The organism is Streptomyces sp. CA-250714 (genome assembly GCF_050936705.1).
In the GTDB taxonomy this organism is placed as follows: domain Bacteria; phylum Actinomycetota; class Actinomycetes; order Streptomycetales; family Streptomycetaceae; genus Streptomyces.
This window is the reverse complement of record NZ_JBNJMI010000002.1, coordinates 83626-101545: the sequence shown is the minus strand read 5'-3', so window position 1 is coordinate 101545 and position 17920 is coordinate 83626. Positions and strand designations below refer to the sequence as shown.

Below are 17920 nucleotides of genomic sequence, written 5' to 3'. Positions count from 1 at the left end.
TCATGCTCCGGCGGCGTGCTCAGGCTCCAGGAGCGTCATTGTGCTGGAGAGAGCGGAGAAGATGGTGGTCAGCAGGGTGAGTGGGCGGGCTGCCGTGGCGTGTGCGTGCAACGGGAGCCGAGCCGTACGCGCCAAGATCAATTGTGCCGTCAGCGGGTGATCCAGGGGGTGCGTGACTCTCCCTCTTATTGATTTGAAAGTCAGTATCCGCGCATTCTCTATTGACCCATGAGTCAGTAGCGCTCTACCGTTCGGAATCAGCCACAGGGCGGTTGCCTCCCGCTTGCCGCACTGTTGCCCACCGCAGCCCCAGTCGCCCTTGAGGAGCAAGGCCATGGGTCATCCGGTCCCCGACATCGCCCGAAGCCGCGCTGACACGGATCGTCGGCAGTTCTGGATCGGCGGAACGTGGCGTGCTCCCCTCGCCGGTCCCAGCGGGCCGCATACTCTTGTGGCTGATCCCACCGGCCGCGAGGCAGTCGGCCGGGTGCCGGAGGGGACGCCGGAGGATGTCTCCGCCGCGGTAGGCGCTGCCCGGGAGGCGTTTCCGGCCTGGTCCGCAGCGGATGTGGCCACCCGCCGGGCTCTGCTGGCCGCCGTCGCAGCGGGTATCCGGGAACGCGAGACGGACTTTGCCGCTGTGATCAGTGCGGAGATGGGCGCCCCATTCGACAACGCCCTTCACGTGCAGACGCGCCTTGCGGCGGACGTGTTCCACTCCTATGCCGAGCTCCTCATCGATCATGAGTGGGAGGAGCGCCTCGGGGCCTCCCAAGTGGTCCGGGAGCCCGTGGGTGTCGTCGCCGCCATCACCCCGTGGAACTACCCCCTGTACCTCATCGCGGCCAAGGCCGCTGCGGCGCTCGCCGCAGGTTGCACGATCGTGCTTAAGCCGAGCTGTGACGCTCCGTTGAACGCCTTCATGCTGGCCGAGGTCGTGGCCGGCGCCTGCCTCGCGGTCGGTGTGCCCGGCGGAATCCTCAACCTTGTCACCGGCCCCGGAACAGTGGTCGGAGAGGCGCTCGCCTCCCATCCCGACGTCGACGCGGTGTCGTTCACCGGGTCGACCGCAGCGGGCCGCTCCGTCGCCGCAGCCGCCGCCGGAACCGTCAAGCGCGTAGGGCTGGAACTCGGCGGGAAGTCGGCCAGAGTCATTCTCGCCGACGAACCGGACGGCACAACGGTCGGGAATCTCGACCAGGCTGTACGGGCGGCGCTGGCCGATGCCTTCTACAACACGGGACAGACGTGCACGGCCTGTACCCGCGTACTGCTGCCCGACGCCGTGTATGACGAGGCAGTGGCGCATGCCGCCGAAGAAGCCGGGCGATGGGAGCTGGGCGACCCGGCTGTGCCCGGCGACCACATCGGCCCGCTGGCCACAGCCAGGCAATTCGCCAGTGTGCTGGCCCACATCGAACAGGGACTGGCGGAAGGCGCGCGGCTCGTCACGGGCGGTAAGGCGCCGCAGGACCGCATACCCGAGGGCCTGGGCGAAGGCCACTGGGTCCTTCCCACCGTTTTCGCCGATGTCACCAACGACATGGTGGTGGCACGGGAGGAGATCTTCGGCCCGGTCGTCTCCCTCATGCGCTACCGAGACGAAGAGGAGGCGGTGCGGATCGCCAACGACTCGATCTACGGACTCGCCGGAGCGGTGTGGTGCGCCGATACGCACCGCGCGGAGCAGCTCGCCCGGCAGATCCGGGCCGGGCTGGTCACGGTGAACAACGGTGAATTCAATGTGCTCGCGCCCACCGGTGGCTACAAGCAGTCCGGAGTCGGACGAGAACTTGGCGTCCACGGACTGCATGAGTACCTGGAAACCAAAACGATCCAATGGTGACGAGGGCATCCGGGCGCCGTGAGCCGAACCGTCGCCCCGGGTCTCGTCCTGCCATCCGGTCATGCCGCGTAGCGGCAGCTGCACGAGAGGACACTCATGGCCGGCTCACGATATGAACCGACCCGCCGACAGGCTGTGACGACCGGGGCCGGCGGCGTCGCTGCCGTGCTGCTGAGCGGTTGCAACGGCGACTCCCGACCGCCCCGGGCAGGCCCCCGGGCCGAGGCTGAGAGATGGGCGCCGGGACCGGGCGACCCGCGCGGCGCCCGGCGCTCGGGCAGGGTGATCACGGCTTGGTCGAACGAGGCACAGTCCTACGACCCCGCCGTCGGCTGGGACCTCCATAGCTGGGAGGCCATCTCGACGGTCCTCTACGCGCCCTTGTACCAGTTCGCGGGGCAGTACGAAGGCCCCGCGCCACATGCCGCAGCCGCTATGCCGAGGGTCTCCTCGGACCGCAGGGTCTACACAATTCCGCTGAGACGAGACGTGCGGTTCCACAACGGGCGACCGGTGACAGCCCAGGACTACATCTACGCCTGGACGCGGCTGATGGATCCGGAGCTGGCCTCATGGGCGGCGGGCTTCCTCCACGGAATCGAGGGGGCCAAGGCGGTCAACGAGCAGAAGGCGGAGAAGATCCGTGGCCTCTCGGCCCCGGATTCCCACACGCTGCGAATCCAGCTCAAGGAGCCGGACATCCTGTTCCCGGCGCTGCTGTGCCAGCCGTACACCGCCGCCCTGCCTCGAGAGGAGGTCCGTCGCCTCGGTTCCGGCTTCGGCCGTACTCCGATCGGCAACGGCCCCTTCCGTCTCGCCCGCTACGACGGCAAGGGGCAGCGCGCGGTGTTCACCGCCTTCGACCAGTACTTCTGGCGACATACTCCGCTCATCGACACCCTGGAATACCGCTGGGGCATCGACTACCCCCTTCAGGCGCTTCAACTGAGCGGCGGCCGAGTCGATGTGCTCGGCGAAGGGCTGGTCCCCAGCCAGGCGGCCAAGTTCACGGCCGATCCGTCCATGCGCAAGCGGTTCGTGCAGCCCACCCCGGTGAAAGGTGCCCAGTGGGTCTCTATCAACCACAAGCGCAAGGAACTTCGTGACCCGCGGGTGCGGCAGGCCCTGAACTGGGCGATCGACCGGGAGCAGCTTGTGCGTCTGACCTTCGGCCTGTCCGAGCCCTGGGGATGTCCCTTCCCCAAGCGGCTCACCCGGTACCGCCGTACCGCTGAGCCGTACACCCATGCGCCCGAGCGGGCCCGCGACCTGCTCGACCGCGCGGGCGTACGCAGGCTTCGGCTGGAATTCCTGCACGGCACCCAGGACCCGTGGCCGCTGCTCGCGCAGGTCATCCAACAGCAACTCGACGCGGTAGGAGTGGAGATCAGCCTCAACGCCATGAGCCAGTCCGCCTTCGAACAGGCCACCTCGAAGGGCGAGGGCGATCTGTACGGGTCGCAGATGTACGTCACGTTGGGCAGTGCTCTCGAACTCGCTTCGACCTGCTTCACCTCGTCCGGTTCCCAGAACTACACCGGCTACAAGAACGCGCGCGTAGACGCCGGCACTGCCAAGGCGCGGAGGGCTCCCACCGAGGAAGCAGCCAACGCAGTCCTCGCACAGGTCGAAGAAGAGCTCGTCCGGGACGCGGCGGGCATCTTCATCGGCAGCTTGAATTTCCTCGCCGCGCGGGTGCCTGCGATCCGCAACTACCAGATGCGCGGGGAGACCGGAACGTACTACGACCGGCTGTGGGTGAAACGATGAGCTCTCCCCCCATCTCCCCGAGGCCGCCCGTCTCCGGCGCGACGTCCTTCGCGCGCCACGACGCCGGAGCACCGGCCGCCACCGTCTCACCGCGGTCCGCCCTCGCGCACGGCAGCCGGCTGTGGATCGGCGGGCTGTGCGTGCTGGGCGTGCTGGCCGTCCTGGCGCTGCTCGCTCCGCTGGCCGGATCGCCGTACACGATCCACACCGACGGCCTCACCGCCACGGGACTGCCCGCCGGTATCGGCGCGGACGGTCATCCGCTGGGGACCGACGCCATCGGCCGCGACCTGCTCGCCCGCTCGCTCCACGGCCTGCGGGCGACGCTGATCATCGTGCTCGTCGCCAATGTCACCTCTGTCGGCCTGGGCACCGTGGTGGGACTCATTGCCGGGTTCTACCAAGGCTGGATCGAGCAGGGCCTGATGCGCCTGGTCGACGTGTTCCTCTCCATCCCCACGGTGCTGTCCGGGCTCGCGCTCGCGAGCATCGTGGGTCGGGGCACCACCGGCATCATCATCGTCGTCACCGCCCTGTACTGGGCCTGGACCGCACGCCTCGTCCATGGCGAGACGGTCCGACTGCGCAATCGCGGCTACGTCGAAGCCGCCCTGGCCCACGGAGTGCGCCGCCACACCGCACTGCGCCGCCACGTGCTGCCCCACCTGTCGATCATTCTGCTCAACGTCGCCGCGCTCAACGGTGCGGCCGTCGTGGTCGTCGGCGCCGGCCTCTCCTACCTCGGTGCGGGAATCCAGCCGCCGACTCCGGAGATCGGCAATATGCTCGCGGACGGCTCCGACAGCATGACCTACGCGGCGCACACCCTCTTCGTCCCCCTGGTCCTCATCATCGCGACCGTCCTCTCCTTCGTTCTGATCGCCGAAGGACTGAACCGCCGCAACCCACTCTCGGAGCGCCAGTCATGGCTCGACGCATAGCCACACGCCTCCTGCTGGGCCTGTTCACCGTCACGGCGGTGGTCCTGCTCACCTTTGTTCTGCAGTACGTCGTTCCGGGCGACCCGGCCCGCAGCATCGCCGGCCCGAAGGCGAGCGCAGAGGTTCTCTCCGAGGTCCGCGCGAGGCTCCATCTCGATGACCCGCTCTGGTCCCAGCTCGGCCACTATCTGAGCTCGGTGGCCACCGGAGATCTGGGCACCTCCTACTCCACCGACCGCCCGGTGCTCTCGCTGATCCTCGAACGGCTTCCCGCCACCGCCGCCCTCGCGGCGGCGGCCCTCACGGTGGAGGTCGTCCTCGGCGGTCTGTGGGGCTTGTGGGAGGCGATGCGGCCCAAGCGCAGCTGGCTGCTGGCGACCCTCAACGTCGGACTGCTCTCGGTGCCGGTCTTCTCCCTCGGCTTCCTGCTGCTGCTGATGTTCGGCTATCAACTTGCACTCTTTCCCATCGACGGCGGAACCGGTCTGCCGCAGATCGTGCTGCCGACGCTGACCCTCGGGATCCTGGGCGCCCCGTACTACGCCAATGTCGTACGGGACAGCACCCGAGAGGCGTTGTCCTCCCCGTATGTGCGCACCGCGGTCTCGAAGGGGCTCAGCCGACGGCGGATCATCACCCGTCATGTGCTGCGCAACACCGCCTCTCCGGTGACGACACTGCTCGGCATGGATGTGGCGGTGTTCCTCTCCGGAGCCGTCTTCGTCGAGAAGATCTTCGGCTGGCCCGGTATCGGTCAGATGCAGACCGAGGCGTTCGCCGAGCTCGACCGTCCGGTGCTGACCGGCACGGTGATCGTCGCAGCGGCCTTCGTCGTGACCGCCAACCTGCTGGTGGATCTCATCAGAAGCGCCATCGACCCTCGTGCCGCAACGGAGGCGCCATGACCCTCTCTCCGGAGATCACCACCAGCCGTCTCGGCAGTGACGTCACGATCGAGAACCTCAGCGTCTCCTACGGAGACTTCACCGCGCTGCGGGACGTCGACCTCCATGTCCCCGCCGGCACCACCACGGCCCTGGTCGGCGAGTCCGGCTCCGGCAAGTCCACGCTGGCCTTGGCAGCGAGCCGGCTCCTGCCGGCGGGGGCGCGCATCACCGCCGGATCGGTCCGGGTGGGGGACGTCGACCTGACGACGTTCAGCGGAGAAGCCCTGCGCGAGGCACGCGGACGCACCGCCGCCTACCTGGCGCAGGACGCGTCCGCGGCCCTCAACCCGGTGATCCGCGTCGGCCACCAGATCGCCGAGGTGCACCGGGTGCGCAACGGGGCGGACAGAGCACAGGCCGACCGCCTGGCCCGCCAGGGCCTGGCCGATGTCGGCATCGCGGACCCGGACCGTGTCGCCCGCCTCTACCCTCATGCCCTTTCCGGCGGCATGCGCCAGCGCGCGCTGATCGCGATGGCGCTCGCCTTCCACCCCCGGCTGCTCATCGCCGACGAGCCGACCACCGCGCTGGACGTCACGGTGCAGGCCGAGATCCTCGGGCTGATCAGCCGGCTCCAGCAGGAGTACGGGCTCACCGTCATCTGGATCACGCATGACATGTCGGTTGTCGCCGAGATCGCCGACCACGTCGCCGTGCTCTACGGCGGTCGCCTGGCCGAGCACACCGATGTGCTCACCCTCTTCGAGAAGGCCCGCCATCCGTACACCCAGGCCCTGCTCAGATGCTTCCAGAACGGTCGTGCGGCACAGCCCAAGGAGCCCTTCATCACGATCGCCGGGAGCCCGCCCGTCGGCGGCGTCCCCTCCGGATGCCCCTTCCACACCAGATGCGGGCAAGCCGACGCGCGCTGCCGCACCGATCTCCCCGAGCCGCGCAGGCTGTCCGCCGGTCATGTCGCGGCTTGCCACCGACTGGAGGAGACACGATGAAGGAGCCCGAGGGGACAGGGACCGAGGAGACGGCGCCCTTGCTGGATGCGACCGGCCTCACCAAGAAGTACGGCCAGTACACCGCGCTCGACTCGGTGGACGTGCGCATCGAAGCCGGCCGCACGGTGAGCATCGTGGGCGAGTCGGGCTCGGGGAAGTCCACCCTGGCGCGCGTCCTCGTCGGTCTGGAGCGGGCCGACAGCGGCACCGTCCGCTTCCGCGGCCGGACGGTTCGAGGACGTCGGGCATGGCAGGCACTGCGCCGCAGCGTCGGCATGGTCTTCCAGGACCCCTACGAGTCGATCGATCCCCGTCTGACGATCGGGGAGGTCGTCGCGGAGCCGCTGCGCGCCCACAAGCTGTACCGGCCCGACGGCCGCGACCGTGTCCGCCGACTGCTCGACGCCGTCGGCATGGAAGGTGTCGACCCCGACGCCTATCCGCACCGGTTCTCCGGCGGGCAACGTCAACGCGTATGCATCGCACGCGCCTTGGCGACCGACCCCGACCTGGTCATCTGTGACGAGCCCACATCCGCGCTCGACGTCTCCGTCCAGGCACAGATCCTCAACCTGCTGCTGGAGCTCCAGCGACAGCGTGGACTGTCGTACGTGTTCATCACGCACGACCTCGAAGTGGTCCGCCGGATCAGTGACGAAGTCGACGTGCTTCTGCACGGCAGCGTCGTGGAACGCGGCAGCACGGACCAGGTGACCCGCCATCCGCAACACGAGTACACCCGGCGGCTGCTCGGCGCGGCTCCCACCGCCTCACCGCGCGAGCGACGTATCGGCACGCGTATCGCTCTCGCGCCACCCCACACAGGAGGACAACGATGACCGGATCCGCCGAAATCTCCCGGGACGTCTACGACGCCGTCATCGTCGGCGGCGGGCACAACGGCCTCGTCGCCGCCGCGTATCTCGCGCGGGCGGGCCGTTCCGTGCTCGTCCTCGAACGCCTCGGCACCACAGGCGGGGCCGCCGTCTCCACGCGGACCTTCGCCGGGGTGGACGCACGGCTGTCCCGCTACTCGTACCTCGTCTCACTGCTGCCGTCGAAGATCGTCGACGATCTCGGACTGCGCTTCGGCGTCAGGAAGCGCTCCGTGTCCTCCTACACGCCCACCGTGCGCGACGGCCGCGCGACCGGACTGCTCGTCGGAGGCGGGGAGGAGCGCACCCGCGCTTCCTTCCGGGCCCTCACCGGATCCGACGCCGAGTACGAGGCGTGGCAGGACTTCTACGCCACGACCGGACGCGTCGCCGAGCGCGTCTTCCCCACGCTCACCGAGCCGTTGCCCACCCGGGAGGCGCTGCGCGCGCGCATCGGGGACGACGCGGCGTGGAACATGCTCTTCGAGGAGCCGCTGGGCGTCGCCATCGAGGAGCGCTTCAGCGACGACCTGGTCCGCGGGGTCGTCCTCACCGACGCACTCATCGGCACCTTCAGCGAGGCCCACGACCCCTCTCTCGCGCAGAACGTCTGCTTCCTCTACCACGTGATCGGCGGCGGCACGGGGGACTGGGACGTCCCCGTCGGCGGCATGGGCGCCTTCACCGACGCGCTCGCCGGTGCGGCGCGAACGGCCGGAGCCGAGATCGTGACCGGCGCCGAGGTCCTCCGCGTCGACCCCGACGGGTCCCACCCGACCGTCACCTGCCGCACCCGCACGGGGGAGGAGAGCACCGTCGCCGCGCGCAAGGTACTGGTGAACGCATCGCCTGAGGCCCTCGCGGAACTGGTCGGCGGCGAGGCGCCGGCCGAGCCCGCGGAGGGCGCGCAACTCAAGGTCAACATGCTGCTGCGCCGCCTGCCACGGCTCCGCGACGCCTCGGTGGACGCGCGCGAGGCCTTCGCCGGCACATTCCATGTCGCCGAGGGCTACGAGCAACTGGCCCGGGCCTACGAGCAGGCCGCCGGGGGCGCCCTGCCCTCGTCGCCGCCCTCGGAGATCTACTGCCATTCGCTGACCGACCCCTCGATCCTCGCCCCGGAACTGGCCAAGCAGGGCTATCAGACGCTGACCGTCTTCGGCCTCCATGCTCCAGCGCGGCTGTTCACCCAGGACAACGACGAGAAGCGGGAGACTCTGCTCAAGGCAACTCTCGCCCAACTCGACGAGGTGCTGGACGAGCCGATCGAGCAGTGCCTGGCGCGCGACAAGGACGGCAGACCGTGCATCGAGGCCAAGACCCCGCTCGACCTGGAGAAGGACCTGCGGCTGCCGGGCGGGAACATCTTCCACCGGCCGCTGGCCTTCCCCTTCGCGAACGAGGTGAACGAGGCGGACGGGGCCGGGCGCTGGGGAGTCGGGACCGCGTACGCGAACGTGCTGCTCTGCGGCGCGGGAGCGGTCCGGGGCGGAGGCGTGAGCGGAATCCCCGGACACAACGCGGCCATGGCCGTACTGGAACAGTGAGCCGCTGGCCCACCGCATGCGCACGTTCCGGCTCAACTCTCACTCTTCAAGGAGGACCGATGGCCTTCGCCCTGCGCTGCGCGCGACTCATCGACGTCGAGGCCGGCGAACTGCAGACCGACCGGACCGTCCTGGTGGAGGGGGAGCGGATCAGCGCGGTGCGGCCCGGCAGTGCACCGGTCCCCGAGGGAGTGGAGGTCATCGATCTGGGCCGGGCCACGCTCTGCCCGGGGCTGATCGACCTGCACACACATCTGATCGGCATCGCCGCCTGCGGGGATCCCGTGCAGGAGATCAAACAGAGCGCCGCACAGCAGGCCTTCGAGTCGATCGGGCACGCGCGCGACACCTTGCTCTCGGGCTTCACCACGGTCCGCGACGTCGGGGCCTTCCGGGCGTTCGTCGACGTGGCTCTGCGGGACGCGATCGAGAGCGGACTCGTCCTCGGTCCGCGTATGGCCGTCGCCGGCGCCTATGTGACGGTCTCGTCAGGGAGCGGCATGATCACGGGACTCGCTCATGACGTCGAACTGCCCAGGGAGTTCCGCTTCGGTTCCGTCCGCGGCGTGGACGACGTACGTGAGCGAGTGCGGGAGATCCTGCACGGCGGCGCCGACCTGATCAAGCTGATCGGCACCGGCGCGGTCATGGCCACGGGCACCGTGCCCGGCGCGCCGGAGCTCACCGAGGCGCAGATGCGGGCGGCCGTGGAGGAGGCGGCTCACTACGGAGCCCATGTCGCCGTCCACGCTCATGGCGCCGAAGGCATCAAACGGGCGGTCCGCGCCGGTGCGCGCTCCATCGAACACGGCTGCTACCTCGACGACGAGGGCATCGCGCTCATGCTGGAGCACGGCACCTACCTCTCCTGCGACATCTGGTGGAGCGACTGGCTGGCGGAGAACGCGGATGCCGCCGGCTTCGACGCCGAGGCGCAGCTGAAGAACGACCAGGCCACAGAGACACAGCGCGAGGCCTTCGCCAAGGCGGTGCGCGCCGGCGTGAAGATAGGCTTCGGCACGGACGCCGGCGGATTTCCGCACGGAATGCAGGCCCGTCAGCTCGCCACCATGTGCGCGTACGGCATGACGCCACTGCAGGCTCTGCGGGCCGCCACGCTCACCAGCGCCGAATGCATGGGCTGGGAGGACAGGGTGGGCTCCATCACCCCCGGCAAGTACGCCGACCTCATCGCTGTTCCCGGCACGTCCGACGACGTGGCGGCCTTCACAGATGTCCGGTTCGTCATGAAGGGAGGGCAGGTCGTCAAGAACGAGCTGACGTAGTGCTGCGACGGTGGCCTGCGAGGTGCTCGACGACATACATGAACCGCTCGTGCACATTGCTCAGTTCGCTCACCCATAGCCGGCAAACGGCCAGGTCAGCACCCACAACCACACCGAGGGCCGAACTGGTCGGCCTTCGTGTCGAGCAGTTGCGGTCTAGCGTGCGGCGCGTGACATCCTCTTTCGACGTAAGCCTGTTTGCTCCCGTCACCGACACTCTGACCCCTCAACAGGCACAGCGATGGCTGCGGTTGCTACGACCCGGGATACGCCTGCGCCGGCACCGCGAAGACGCCGGGGAGGGATCTGTCGTGGGGCACTTTGCCGGTCTCCCGGGGCTGCCCGAGGGCATGGCCTGGCCCTCCTGGGAGGGGAGGGGGCCGATGCACCATCAAGCCACCCTCGATTGCGCTTTGCTCCCTACCCATGAGCTGGACATCCCCCTGCCTCCGGACGGCGAGCTGGTCTTCTTCTACTTCGACAGCTTCGAGAGCGATTGCGACTTCATCTTCGTCCCCGGCGATCACGAGGAGGAGCCAGGGGCCGGTATCAAGCTGCTGTACATCCCGGCCTCGGAGCCCACCCGGCCGCGTCAGGCGCCGTACGATCTTGACCGCCATACCCAGAAGAGGCCGTTTTTCCTGAACGGGATCGTCCCGACCTGGCCGGACGCTGAGTACGCGGTCGTGAGCGACATCACGGGCGCGTTCTACCACGACCCGGATCACCCCTCGTACGACCCGAGCCATCCCTACTACCACGCCGAAGTGGACCTGGCCGCGGAGCTCGGTGGTGACCCGGCGTCCCAGGTCGGCGGCTACGCGCCCTGGGGACAGCCGCCTGTCGTACCCCCTGAGTCGGCGGAGCCGGACGAGCTCGACTGGGTACATCTGGCTACCTTCGAGGCCTTCCGTGACGGCTGGCTTCACTGGATGATCTATCGCGAGGATCTGGCCGAAGGCCGCTTCGACCGGGCCGAGGCATTCTTTGAACGCTGAGTCGGGCCTCCGAGGGTGCGCCGTCGGGGCCTTGGAGCGGGACGCCGAGCGGCGGGCGTGATCGCTCGGCGTAGATGACGAGGCACATGGCGACCAGGATGAGCAGACCACCGGCGATGGTCCGTCCCGACAGTGCCGCCCCGACCAGCAGGCTGAAGAGAGACACGAAGAGGGGCTCACAGGCCATGACGACCGCGGCGCTCGCGGCGGTGACCCGGGACTGGGCCCACGTCTGCACCGCGTACATACCGAGCGTCGCCAGCAGCGTCGAATAGGCGAGCCAGCCCCAGCCGGCAGGCGAATCCGGCAGGTCGATGCCCTGCGGTACCGCCCAGAATGCGGCGATGACGCCGGTACCGAGGATCTGCAGGGCGGCCAGGCCGTACACCTTGTCCGCCGACGAGTACTCCGAGAGCAGTGCCATCTGCAGCGCGTACGCCAGCGCGCCGGCCAGGGTCAGCCAGGTGCCGAGGCTGACGGAAACCCCGTTGAAGGAGATGACGCTCAAGCCCGCGGACGCCGCGGCCACACCGGCCCAAACCCCCCGGGGGATCCTCGTCTTGAACAGGATCCGGGCCACCAGCGGCGTCAGGACCACGAAGAGGGAGGTGAGGAAGCCGGACTGGGAGGGCGGGATGTGATGCTGGCCCTCTACCTGGAGCAGTGTCCCGGAGCCGAGAAGCCCGGCGAGCGCGAGCCCGGCCAGCAGATGCCGGCGGCCGATCGACAGGACCGCGCGGGGCCGGACGGCGAGCATGATCAGACCGGCGAGGGTGAAGCGGACCGCGACCAGACTCGCCGTGCCCATCTCCGGGAGGAGCCAGACGGTTGCGATGTAGCTCCAGCCCCAGACGGCGGTGGCACACGTCAGCGCCGCGACAGCGGTGCGGCGTCCCAGGCCCGCTCGTTGGACGAGTGGCTCGGTCGGGCGCGAGGTAGCGGTCACGGAGCCCCTCTGCTGTCCGCGCGACAATGCGCACCAAGCGGTCTATCGACCCTTGGAGCCTATTTCCTGACTGATGAGTCAGTCAATAGAGGGGTGGTGGGCAAGAGGCGGGAGGGCGATTCAACGTGCCGCGCTGCGGCGCGGCTTCAAGGCCTCCGCGTCGATGCCGAGTTCAGCAGCCACGTGCTCGCGGACCCACTGTGCGGCTTCCGCCTTCCCCAGGGCGCCTCGCCGGCCGACGAGCTGGACGGCGAGGCCGTCCAGGAAGAGAGTGATCCGCCAGGCGGCGGCCCGGGCGTCGGTGCAGGAGAACTCGCCGCTGTCCATACCCGCCTGCACCACGGTCGCGATGGAGGACTTCCACTCCTCGTCCATCTTCCGCATCACGTCGTGGAGACCCTTGTCGCGCATGCCTGCCGACCAGCCGTCGATCCACAGTCGCCAGCTTGCCGCCTGCCCCGTCGGCGAGTACAGCCGGAGCAGCGCCTTCATCCGGGCCACCACGGGCGAGGAGCGGGCCACCACGATGCGCAGGGCTTCCATCTCGCGGTGGGCCGCGTAGGCGAAGGCCTCCTCGACGAGCTGCTCCTTGCTCGCGAAGTGGTAGTGCACCAGGCCGCTGCTCACGTTCAGCGCCTTCGCCACATCCGCCACGCGGGTCGTCGCGATGCCGCGCTGTTTGACCTGCTCCACGGTCGCTTCGAGGATTTCCTCGCGCCTGAGAACCACATTTTTACGCGTCACAGAGACACCTTACTGGCCTTCCTGACTCCGGTGTCAGGTGATCCGGATCGGTGGTGACGCCGGATCCGCGGGCGGAGCCGGCCCCGTGATCCGGCTCGTCAGTGTGCCCTGTAGTGGTAATCGCTGTTGACTTCTCAGTCAGGATTCTGAAGCGCTCTTTTCCGATGAACGGGCAGGAAGCGGCTCTGTTCTGGGAGTGTTGGAGACGCGTATATTGACTCCTGAATCAGTAAGGGTTCATTGTCGAGTCGACACATCAGGCACTGAGTGCAGGAGAAGGGAACTCGCGATGACACAGCAGGTCCAAGGCGTGGTGGCTCTTGCGGAGAACGAGCCCGTTCGGGTGGAGACCGTGCTGGTGCCGGACCCCGGGCCGGGGGAGGCCGTCGTGCAGGTCCAGGCCTGCGGGGTCTGCCATACGGATCTGCACTACAAGCAGGGCGCTATAAGCGATGGCTTCCCCTTTCTGCTCGGCCACGAGGCCGCAGGCGTGGTGGAGGCGGTCGGCCCGGACGTCACCGACATAGCGCCGGGGGACTTCGTGATCCTGAACTGGCGTGCGGTGTGCGGGCACTGCCGGGCCTGTCTGCGCGGGCGTCCCTGGTACTGCTTCGACACCCACAACGCCGAGCAGAGGATGACCCTGGCGGATGGCAGGGAACTGTCGCCGGCGCTGGGTATCGGCGCGTTCATCGAGAAGACGCTGGTGGCCGCAGGGCAGTGCACGAAGGTCGACCCGGCAGTCCCACCGGAGGTGGCGGGACTGCTCGGCTGCGGGGTCATGGCCGGCATCGGCGCCGCGCTCAACACCGGCGGGGTGGGACGCGGCGACACCGTGGCCGTGATCGGCTGCGGCGGTGTCGGAGACGCGGCGATCGTCGGGGCGCGGCTGGCGGGGGCGGCCCGGATCATTGCCGTCGACCTCGACGACCGGAAGCTCGCGACCGCCCGCACCATGGGCGCCACTCACACGGTCGATTCCCGCGCATCCGATCCGGTCGCCGCCGTACGCGAACTGACCGGAGGCTTCGGCGCCGACGTCGTCATCGACGCCGTCGGCCGCCCCGAAACGTACGAGCAGGCCTTCTACGCCCGGGACCTGGCGGGCACCGTCGTCCTCGTCGGCGTCCCCACCCCTGAGATGCGACTGGAACTGCCGCTGCTCGACGTCTTCGGCCGCGGCGGTGCCCTCAAGTCGTCCTGGTACGGGGACTGCCTGCCCTCGCGCGACTTCCCCCTGCTCGTCGACCTGCACCAGCAAGGCCGTATCGACCTCGGGGCCTTCGTCACCGAGACCATCGCCCTCGGCGAGGTCGAGAAGGCCTTCGCCCGTATGCACGAGGGTGAGGTACTGCGCTCGGTTGTGGTCCTGTGACCGGCGCCCGGCCCGGTGGACGGGCCTGAAGCGCTGGTGAACGGGGTCGACGTCATCGGGCTCGGCCGACGACGACGTTCCCGTGGCCGGCCTCCCGGCGCGGGCGCCGGGAGGCCGGTGCGGGAGGCATCATCCGTGAGAGGTTGCGTTCGACGACGGCTCGGGCCGGATGGTCCTGTCGATGCGGGCGAGCTCGTCGGCGTCGAAGTGCAGGTTGTGGGTGGCTGCGACGCTGTCCTCGAGCTGCCCCGGGCTGCTGGCACCGACCAGGGCGGAGGTCACCCGGCCGCTGCGCAGCACCCAGGCCAGCGCCATCTGGGCCAAGGACTGACCGCGTGAGCCGGCGATCTCGTTCAAGTCGCGGAGCCTGCCCACCAGTTCTTCGGTGAGCGCCTCGGACTTGAGGAACGGGCTGTCACCGGCGGCACGCGACTCCTCGGGGATGCCGTTGAGATACCGACCGGTCAGCAGCCCCTGCTCCAGCGGCGAGTAGGCGATGGAGCCGACCTCGAGCTCGGCGAGAGCATCCAGCAGACCGCTGGTTTCGGGGCGGCGGTCGAGCAGGGAATAGCGCGGCTGATGGATCAGCAGCGGCGTGCCGAGGCCGGCGAGGATCCGTGCGGCCTCACGGGTCTGTTCCGCGGAGTAGTTGGAGACGCCCACATACAGTGCCTTGCCTTGCTGCACCGCCGAGTGCAGGGCACCCATCGTCTCCTCAAGGGGAGTTTCGGGGTCGGGACGGTGCGAGTAGAAGATGTCGACGTAGTCCAGACCTATTCGCTGCAGGCTCTGGTCGAGGGAGGAGAGCAGCGACTTGCGTGATCCCCAGTCACCGTACGGGCCCGGCCACATCGGATTTCCGGCCTTGGTGGAAATGACCAGCTCGTCGCGGTACGGGGCGAAGTCCGCCTTGAGTGCCTGGCCGAGTGCGGACTCGGCGGCGCCGGGCGGCGGGCCGTAGTTGTTGGCCAGATCGAAGTGGGTGACACCGAGATCGAAGGCGCGGCGGAGGATGGCGCGCTGAGTCTCGACGGGCCGCTCCGGACCGAAGTTGTGCCAAAGGCCAAGTGAGAGCGCGGGCAGTTTCAGGCCGCTGCGGCCGGTGCGTCGGTAGGGCATGTGCGCGTAGCGGTCGGGGTGTGCGGTGTACAACACGTCTCCATGGGAGTGGGCTGGGGGAGTGGGACTCATGTGAGGTCGGCGCCCACTCTTGCTCAGCGCACGAGCGGGCGTCCAGGAAGATTTCGGCGTGCTCACCTGCCGGGGAGGCAGCTGCTCAGGGATCGGGCGACGGCAGATGCGCCGACAGGCGGAACTTCTCCGCCGGGGAGCCGACGCCGGTGACCAGATCGGCGGTGAGCTCGCCGATCAGCGGCGCGAACTTGGCGCCGTGTCCTGAGCAGGGGGAACACACGACAAGCGGCCCGGTGCGGTCGATGAGGAAGTCCTCGGTGGGCGTGCTGGTGTAGAGGCAGGTGGTCTCTCCACGCGGCGTGGGGACGCAGCCCGGCATCCAGCGGCTGACGTAGTCGACCATGGAGGCGCGGGCTGCGGGGTCGACGGTTGCTCCGCGCTGATCCGGTGTGGTCCGTCGGCCGCCGTAATGGACACCGATCTTCCGGTCGTCCCCGGGACCGCCGTCGCGTCCACCCTGGAGGTGGTAGATCCCCTCCCCGTACTCGTGCACGACGCTGGGCCACGGGGGTGCGGAGGGATCACGCCGGGGGAAGTGGAACACCTGCTGCTCGGTCACCGTGAGTTCGGGCAGCCTGAGACGGTCGCCGAGCAGCTCGGGCAGCCAGGCGCCCGCGGCGACGACTGCTTGTGCGGCGGTGAGCGTCGAACCGTCCGCCAACTCCGCGAGGACCCCACCGGACACCAGGGAGATGTTCCGGACGGCTGTGTGGAAGAGCAGCCGTGCCCCGCGCCTCTCGGCGGTGGTGTGGAAGGCGCCGAGCGCGGCGGCGGCGTCGACCGTGCCCGCCTCAGGATGGTGGATCACCTGTCCCTCGAAGCGCAGTCCCGGCCAGCGTTCCTCGGCCTCCGCCGAGGTGAGCAGCTCATGTGCTGCTCCGGCCCTGTCGAGCTGGGCAGCGACAGCGTCGAGGTAGCGGGGGTCGCCGAAGTCGATCCCGCCGAGCATCCGCAGCAGGGCGGCCCCGGCGTCGAGCTCCAGTTCGCGCCAGAGCTCGAAGGCCCGCCCCGTCATACGCGTGTAGGTCGGATCGTCGTAGCTGCGCCGTACGATGCGCGCGCTTCCGTGGGAGCTGCCGTGTGCGTGGTCCGGCGCGAACTGCTCGGCCAGCGTGACGGACAGCCCCCGCCGTGCAGCCGCCCAGGCGGTGGCGGATCCCATCAGGCCGCCGCCGACGACGAGCAGGTCGGTGTCCGCGCTCATGGCCGGCAGCCGTTCTTCAGCCCTGGCCCGGGTTCGGGAGCGGGGAATCGGGCTTCGATCTCGGACAAGTGACGCTCGACCACTCCCTGGGCGGCTGCCCGGGGTGTGATGCCGTCCTTCTCGGCGTCGTCGAGCATGTCCGTGGTGAGTTGACGCATCGCGTCGCGCGCCATGGCATGGACCTCGTCGGGGTCAGCGGAGGTGTCGCCGAACAGCGTCCACCACCACCATGCGTTGGTCGTGGAGTTCACTACGAAGTCGGGAAGCACGGTGACACCACGGGCATGCAGCGCGGCCTCCGCTTCGGGCAGCGTCGGCATGTTCGCCGCCTCGGCGACGACGCGGGCTGTGATCCGTTCCTGGGCGGCGAGGTCGATGCAGTAGGAGATCGCGGCGGGGACCAGGATCTCGCACTCGGTGTCGAGCCAGGCACTGCCGGCGGCCTCGATGTCTTCGGGACGAAGCTGTGTCCTGTCGACAGAGCCGAAGGCGTCGCGCGTGAGCAGCAGCCGCTCCACGTCCAGCCCCTGCTCGTTGACGACCATCCCGTGGGCGTCGGCTATGGCCACCACGGTGACCCCCGCTTGGGCCAGGTAGCGGGCGGTTGCTCCGCCCATCGACCCGAAACCCTGGATGACGGCGCGTGCGGACCCGCGCGGGATACGGGCGTGGTCCAGGGCCGTGAGCGCCGATTCCGCCACGCCGAGGCCACCGACCAGTTCGGGCAGTGGTATGCCGTCGACGGTGACGGCGAAGGCGGCCGAGAGACGGGCCCGCGCCGCGGCCGGGTCGTCCAGCAGCGGATAGATCGCCTCGATGGTGCTGTCCAGACCCAGCGAGGCCGCGGCCTCGTCGAGGCTGTCCTGGCGCACTCCCAGGTCCTCGCCTGTGGTCCAGTACTCCCGCAACAGCGGTCGCACTCCGTCCAGGAAGCGCCGGAGCAAGGCCGGGGCCTGCGGATCGTGGGGACTGCAGTCGATGCCGCCCTTCGCACCGCCGAGGGGGATGTAGCGCCGGGCCGGGTCGTAGTGGAGGGCTTCCTTGCGGGTCATGCCGGCCGCGAGCCCGCGGACCTCGTCCAGTGTGCAGCCGTCACGCATCCGTAGACCGCCACTGGACACCCCGCGGACGAGCCGGTCGATGACGACGAATCCCTGCCGGCCGGTTACCGGGTCGCTCCAGACGACCTCCATCAGAGGCCGGCGGGTCGTAGTGGTGGGAGGGGTGGTTGCAGAAATGGCGGTCATGCGTTCCGTCCAGGTCGGTCACTGACGAGTGCTCAGCGAGGGGCGGGGGA

General features: G+C 69.0%; 15 protein-coding genes. 10 read left to right on the top strand and 5 right to left on the bottom strand.

Features of this window, described 5'->3' with window-relative positions; all coding sequences use genetic code 11:
* Positions 1–334 precede the first annotated feature (334 nt).
* From ACQEU8_RS19355 to ACQEU8_RS19315, 9 genes are all read left to right on the top strand, one after another.
* Entirely contained in the window at positions 335–1846 is a 1512-nt protein-coding gene (locus ACQEU8_RS19355) for an aldehyde dehydrogenase family protein (RefSeq protein ID WP_433102720.1), read from the top strand.
* Positions 1847–2128: 282 nt separating this feature from the next.
* Positions 2129–3616: an ABC transporter substrate-binding protein gene (locus tag ACQEU8_RS19350; RefSeq protein ID WP_433102718.1), complete on the top strand. Its 1488-nt coding sequence runs from the start codon at positions 2129–2131 to the stop codon at positions 3614–3616.
* The gene (locus ACQEU8_RS19345) at positions 3613–4557 is read left to right on the top strand and encodes an ABC transporter permease (protein ID WP_433102716.1); all 945 of its coding nucleotides are present in this window, start codon (positions 3613–3615) and stop codon (positions 4555–4557) included. Before ACQEU8_RS19350 ends, ACQEU8_RS19345 begins: the two co-directional genes overlap by 4 nt.
* A complete protein-coding gene (locus ACQEU8_RS19340) occupies positions 4542–5462 on the top strand; it encodes an ABC transporter permease (RefSeq protein ID WP_433102714.1) in 921 nt (306 codons plus the stop codon). The genes ACQEU8_RS19345 and ACQEU8_RS19340 overlap by 16 nt, the downstream gene beginning before the upstream one ends.
* Positions 5459–6454: an ABC transporter ATP-binding protein gene (locus ACQEU8_RS19335; protein ID WP_433102712.1), complete on the top strand. Its 996-nt coding sequence runs from the start codon at positions 5459–5461 to the stop codon at positions 6452–6454. The genes ACQEU8_RS19340 and ACQEU8_RS19335 overlap by 4 nt, the downstream gene beginning before the upstream one ends.
* On the top strand, positions 6451–7293 hold the full coding sequence (locus ACQEU8_RS19330) for an ABC transporter ATP-binding protein (RefSeq protein ID WP_433102710.1): 843 nt from the start codon (positions 6451–6453) through the stop codon (positions 7291–7293). Before ACQEU8_RS19335 ends, ACQEU8_RS19330 begins: the two co-directional genes overlap by 4 nt.
* Positions 7290–8876, top strand: coding sequence for a phytoene desaturase family protein (locus ACQEU8_RS19325; protein ID WP_433102708.1), 1587 nt, complete (start codon positions 7290–7292; stop codon positions 8874–8876). Before ACQEU8_RS19330 ends, ACQEU8_RS19325 begins: the two co-directional genes overlap by 4 nt.
* Before the next feature lie 59 nt (positions 8877–8935).
* Positions 8936–10162, top strand: coding sequence for an amidohydrolase family protein (locus ACQEU8_RS19320; protein WP_433102706.1), 1227 nt, complete (start codon positions 8936–8938; stop codon positions 10160–10162).
* 170 nt (positions 10163–10332) lie between these two features.
* Entirely contained in the window at positions 10333–11160 is an 828-nt protein-coding gene (locus ACQEU8_RS19315) for a DUF1963 domain-containing protein (protein ID WP_433102704.1), read from the top strand.
* Here the strand turns inward: ACQEU8_RS19315 and ACQEU8_RS19310 are convergent.
* Positions 11057–12106 (bottom strand): DMT family transporter, encoded by a 1050-nt coding sequence (locus ACQEU8_RS19310; protein ID WP_433102702.1) that lies wholly within the window; start codon positions 12104–12106, stop codon positions 11057–11059. The genes ACQEU8_RS19315 and ACQEU8_RS19310 overlap by 104 nt on opposite strands.
* 120 nt (positions 12107–12226) lie before the next feature.
* Positions 12227–12850 carry a TetR/AcrR family transcriptional regulator gene (locus ACQEU8_RS19305; protein WP_433102700.1) on the bottom strand — a complete coding sequence of 208 codons (624 nt, stop codon included), beginning with the start codon at positions 12848–12850 and terminating at the stop codon, positions 12227–12229.
* A gap of 289 nt (positions 12851–13139) precedes the next feature.
* On the opposite strand from ACQEU8_RS19305, the gene ACQEU8_RS19300 reads away from it, so the two are divergent.
* Positions 13140–14225: an S-(hydroxymethyl)mycothiol dehydrogenase gene (locus ACQEU8_RS19300; protein ID WP_433102698.1), complete on the top strand. Its 1086-nt coding sequence runs from the start codon at positions 13140–13142 to the stop codon at positions 14223–14225.
* A gap of 129 nt (positions 14226–14354) precedes the next feature.
* Here the strand turns inward: ACQEU8_RS19300 and mgrA are convergent, their stop codons facing one another.
* From mgrA to ACQEU8_RS19285, 3 genes are all read right to left on the bottom strand, one after another.
* Positions 14355–15377, bottom strand: coding sequence for an L-glyceraldehyde 3-phosphate reductase (gene mgrA, locus ACQEU8_RS19295; protein WP_433108568.1), 1023 nt, complete (start codon positions 15375–15377; stop codon positions 14355–14357).
* 124 nt (positions 15378–15501) lie between these two features.
* Positions 15502–16623, bottom strand: coding sequence for an FAD-dependent oxidoreductase (locus ACQEU8_RS19290; RefSeq protein WP_433102696.1), 1122 nt, complete (start codon positions 16621–16623; stop codon positions 15502–15504).
* A complete protein-coding gene (locus ACQEU8_RS19285; RefSeq protein ID WP_433102694.1) occupies positions 16620–17816 on the bottom strand; it encodes a Glu/Leu/Phe/Val dehydrogenase dimerization domain-containing protein in 1197 nt (398 codons plus the stop codon). The genes ACQEU8_RS19290 and ACQEU8_RS19285 overlap by 4 nt, the downstream gene beginning before the upstream one ends.
* Between the last annotated feature and the right edge of the window lie 104 nt (positions 17817–17920).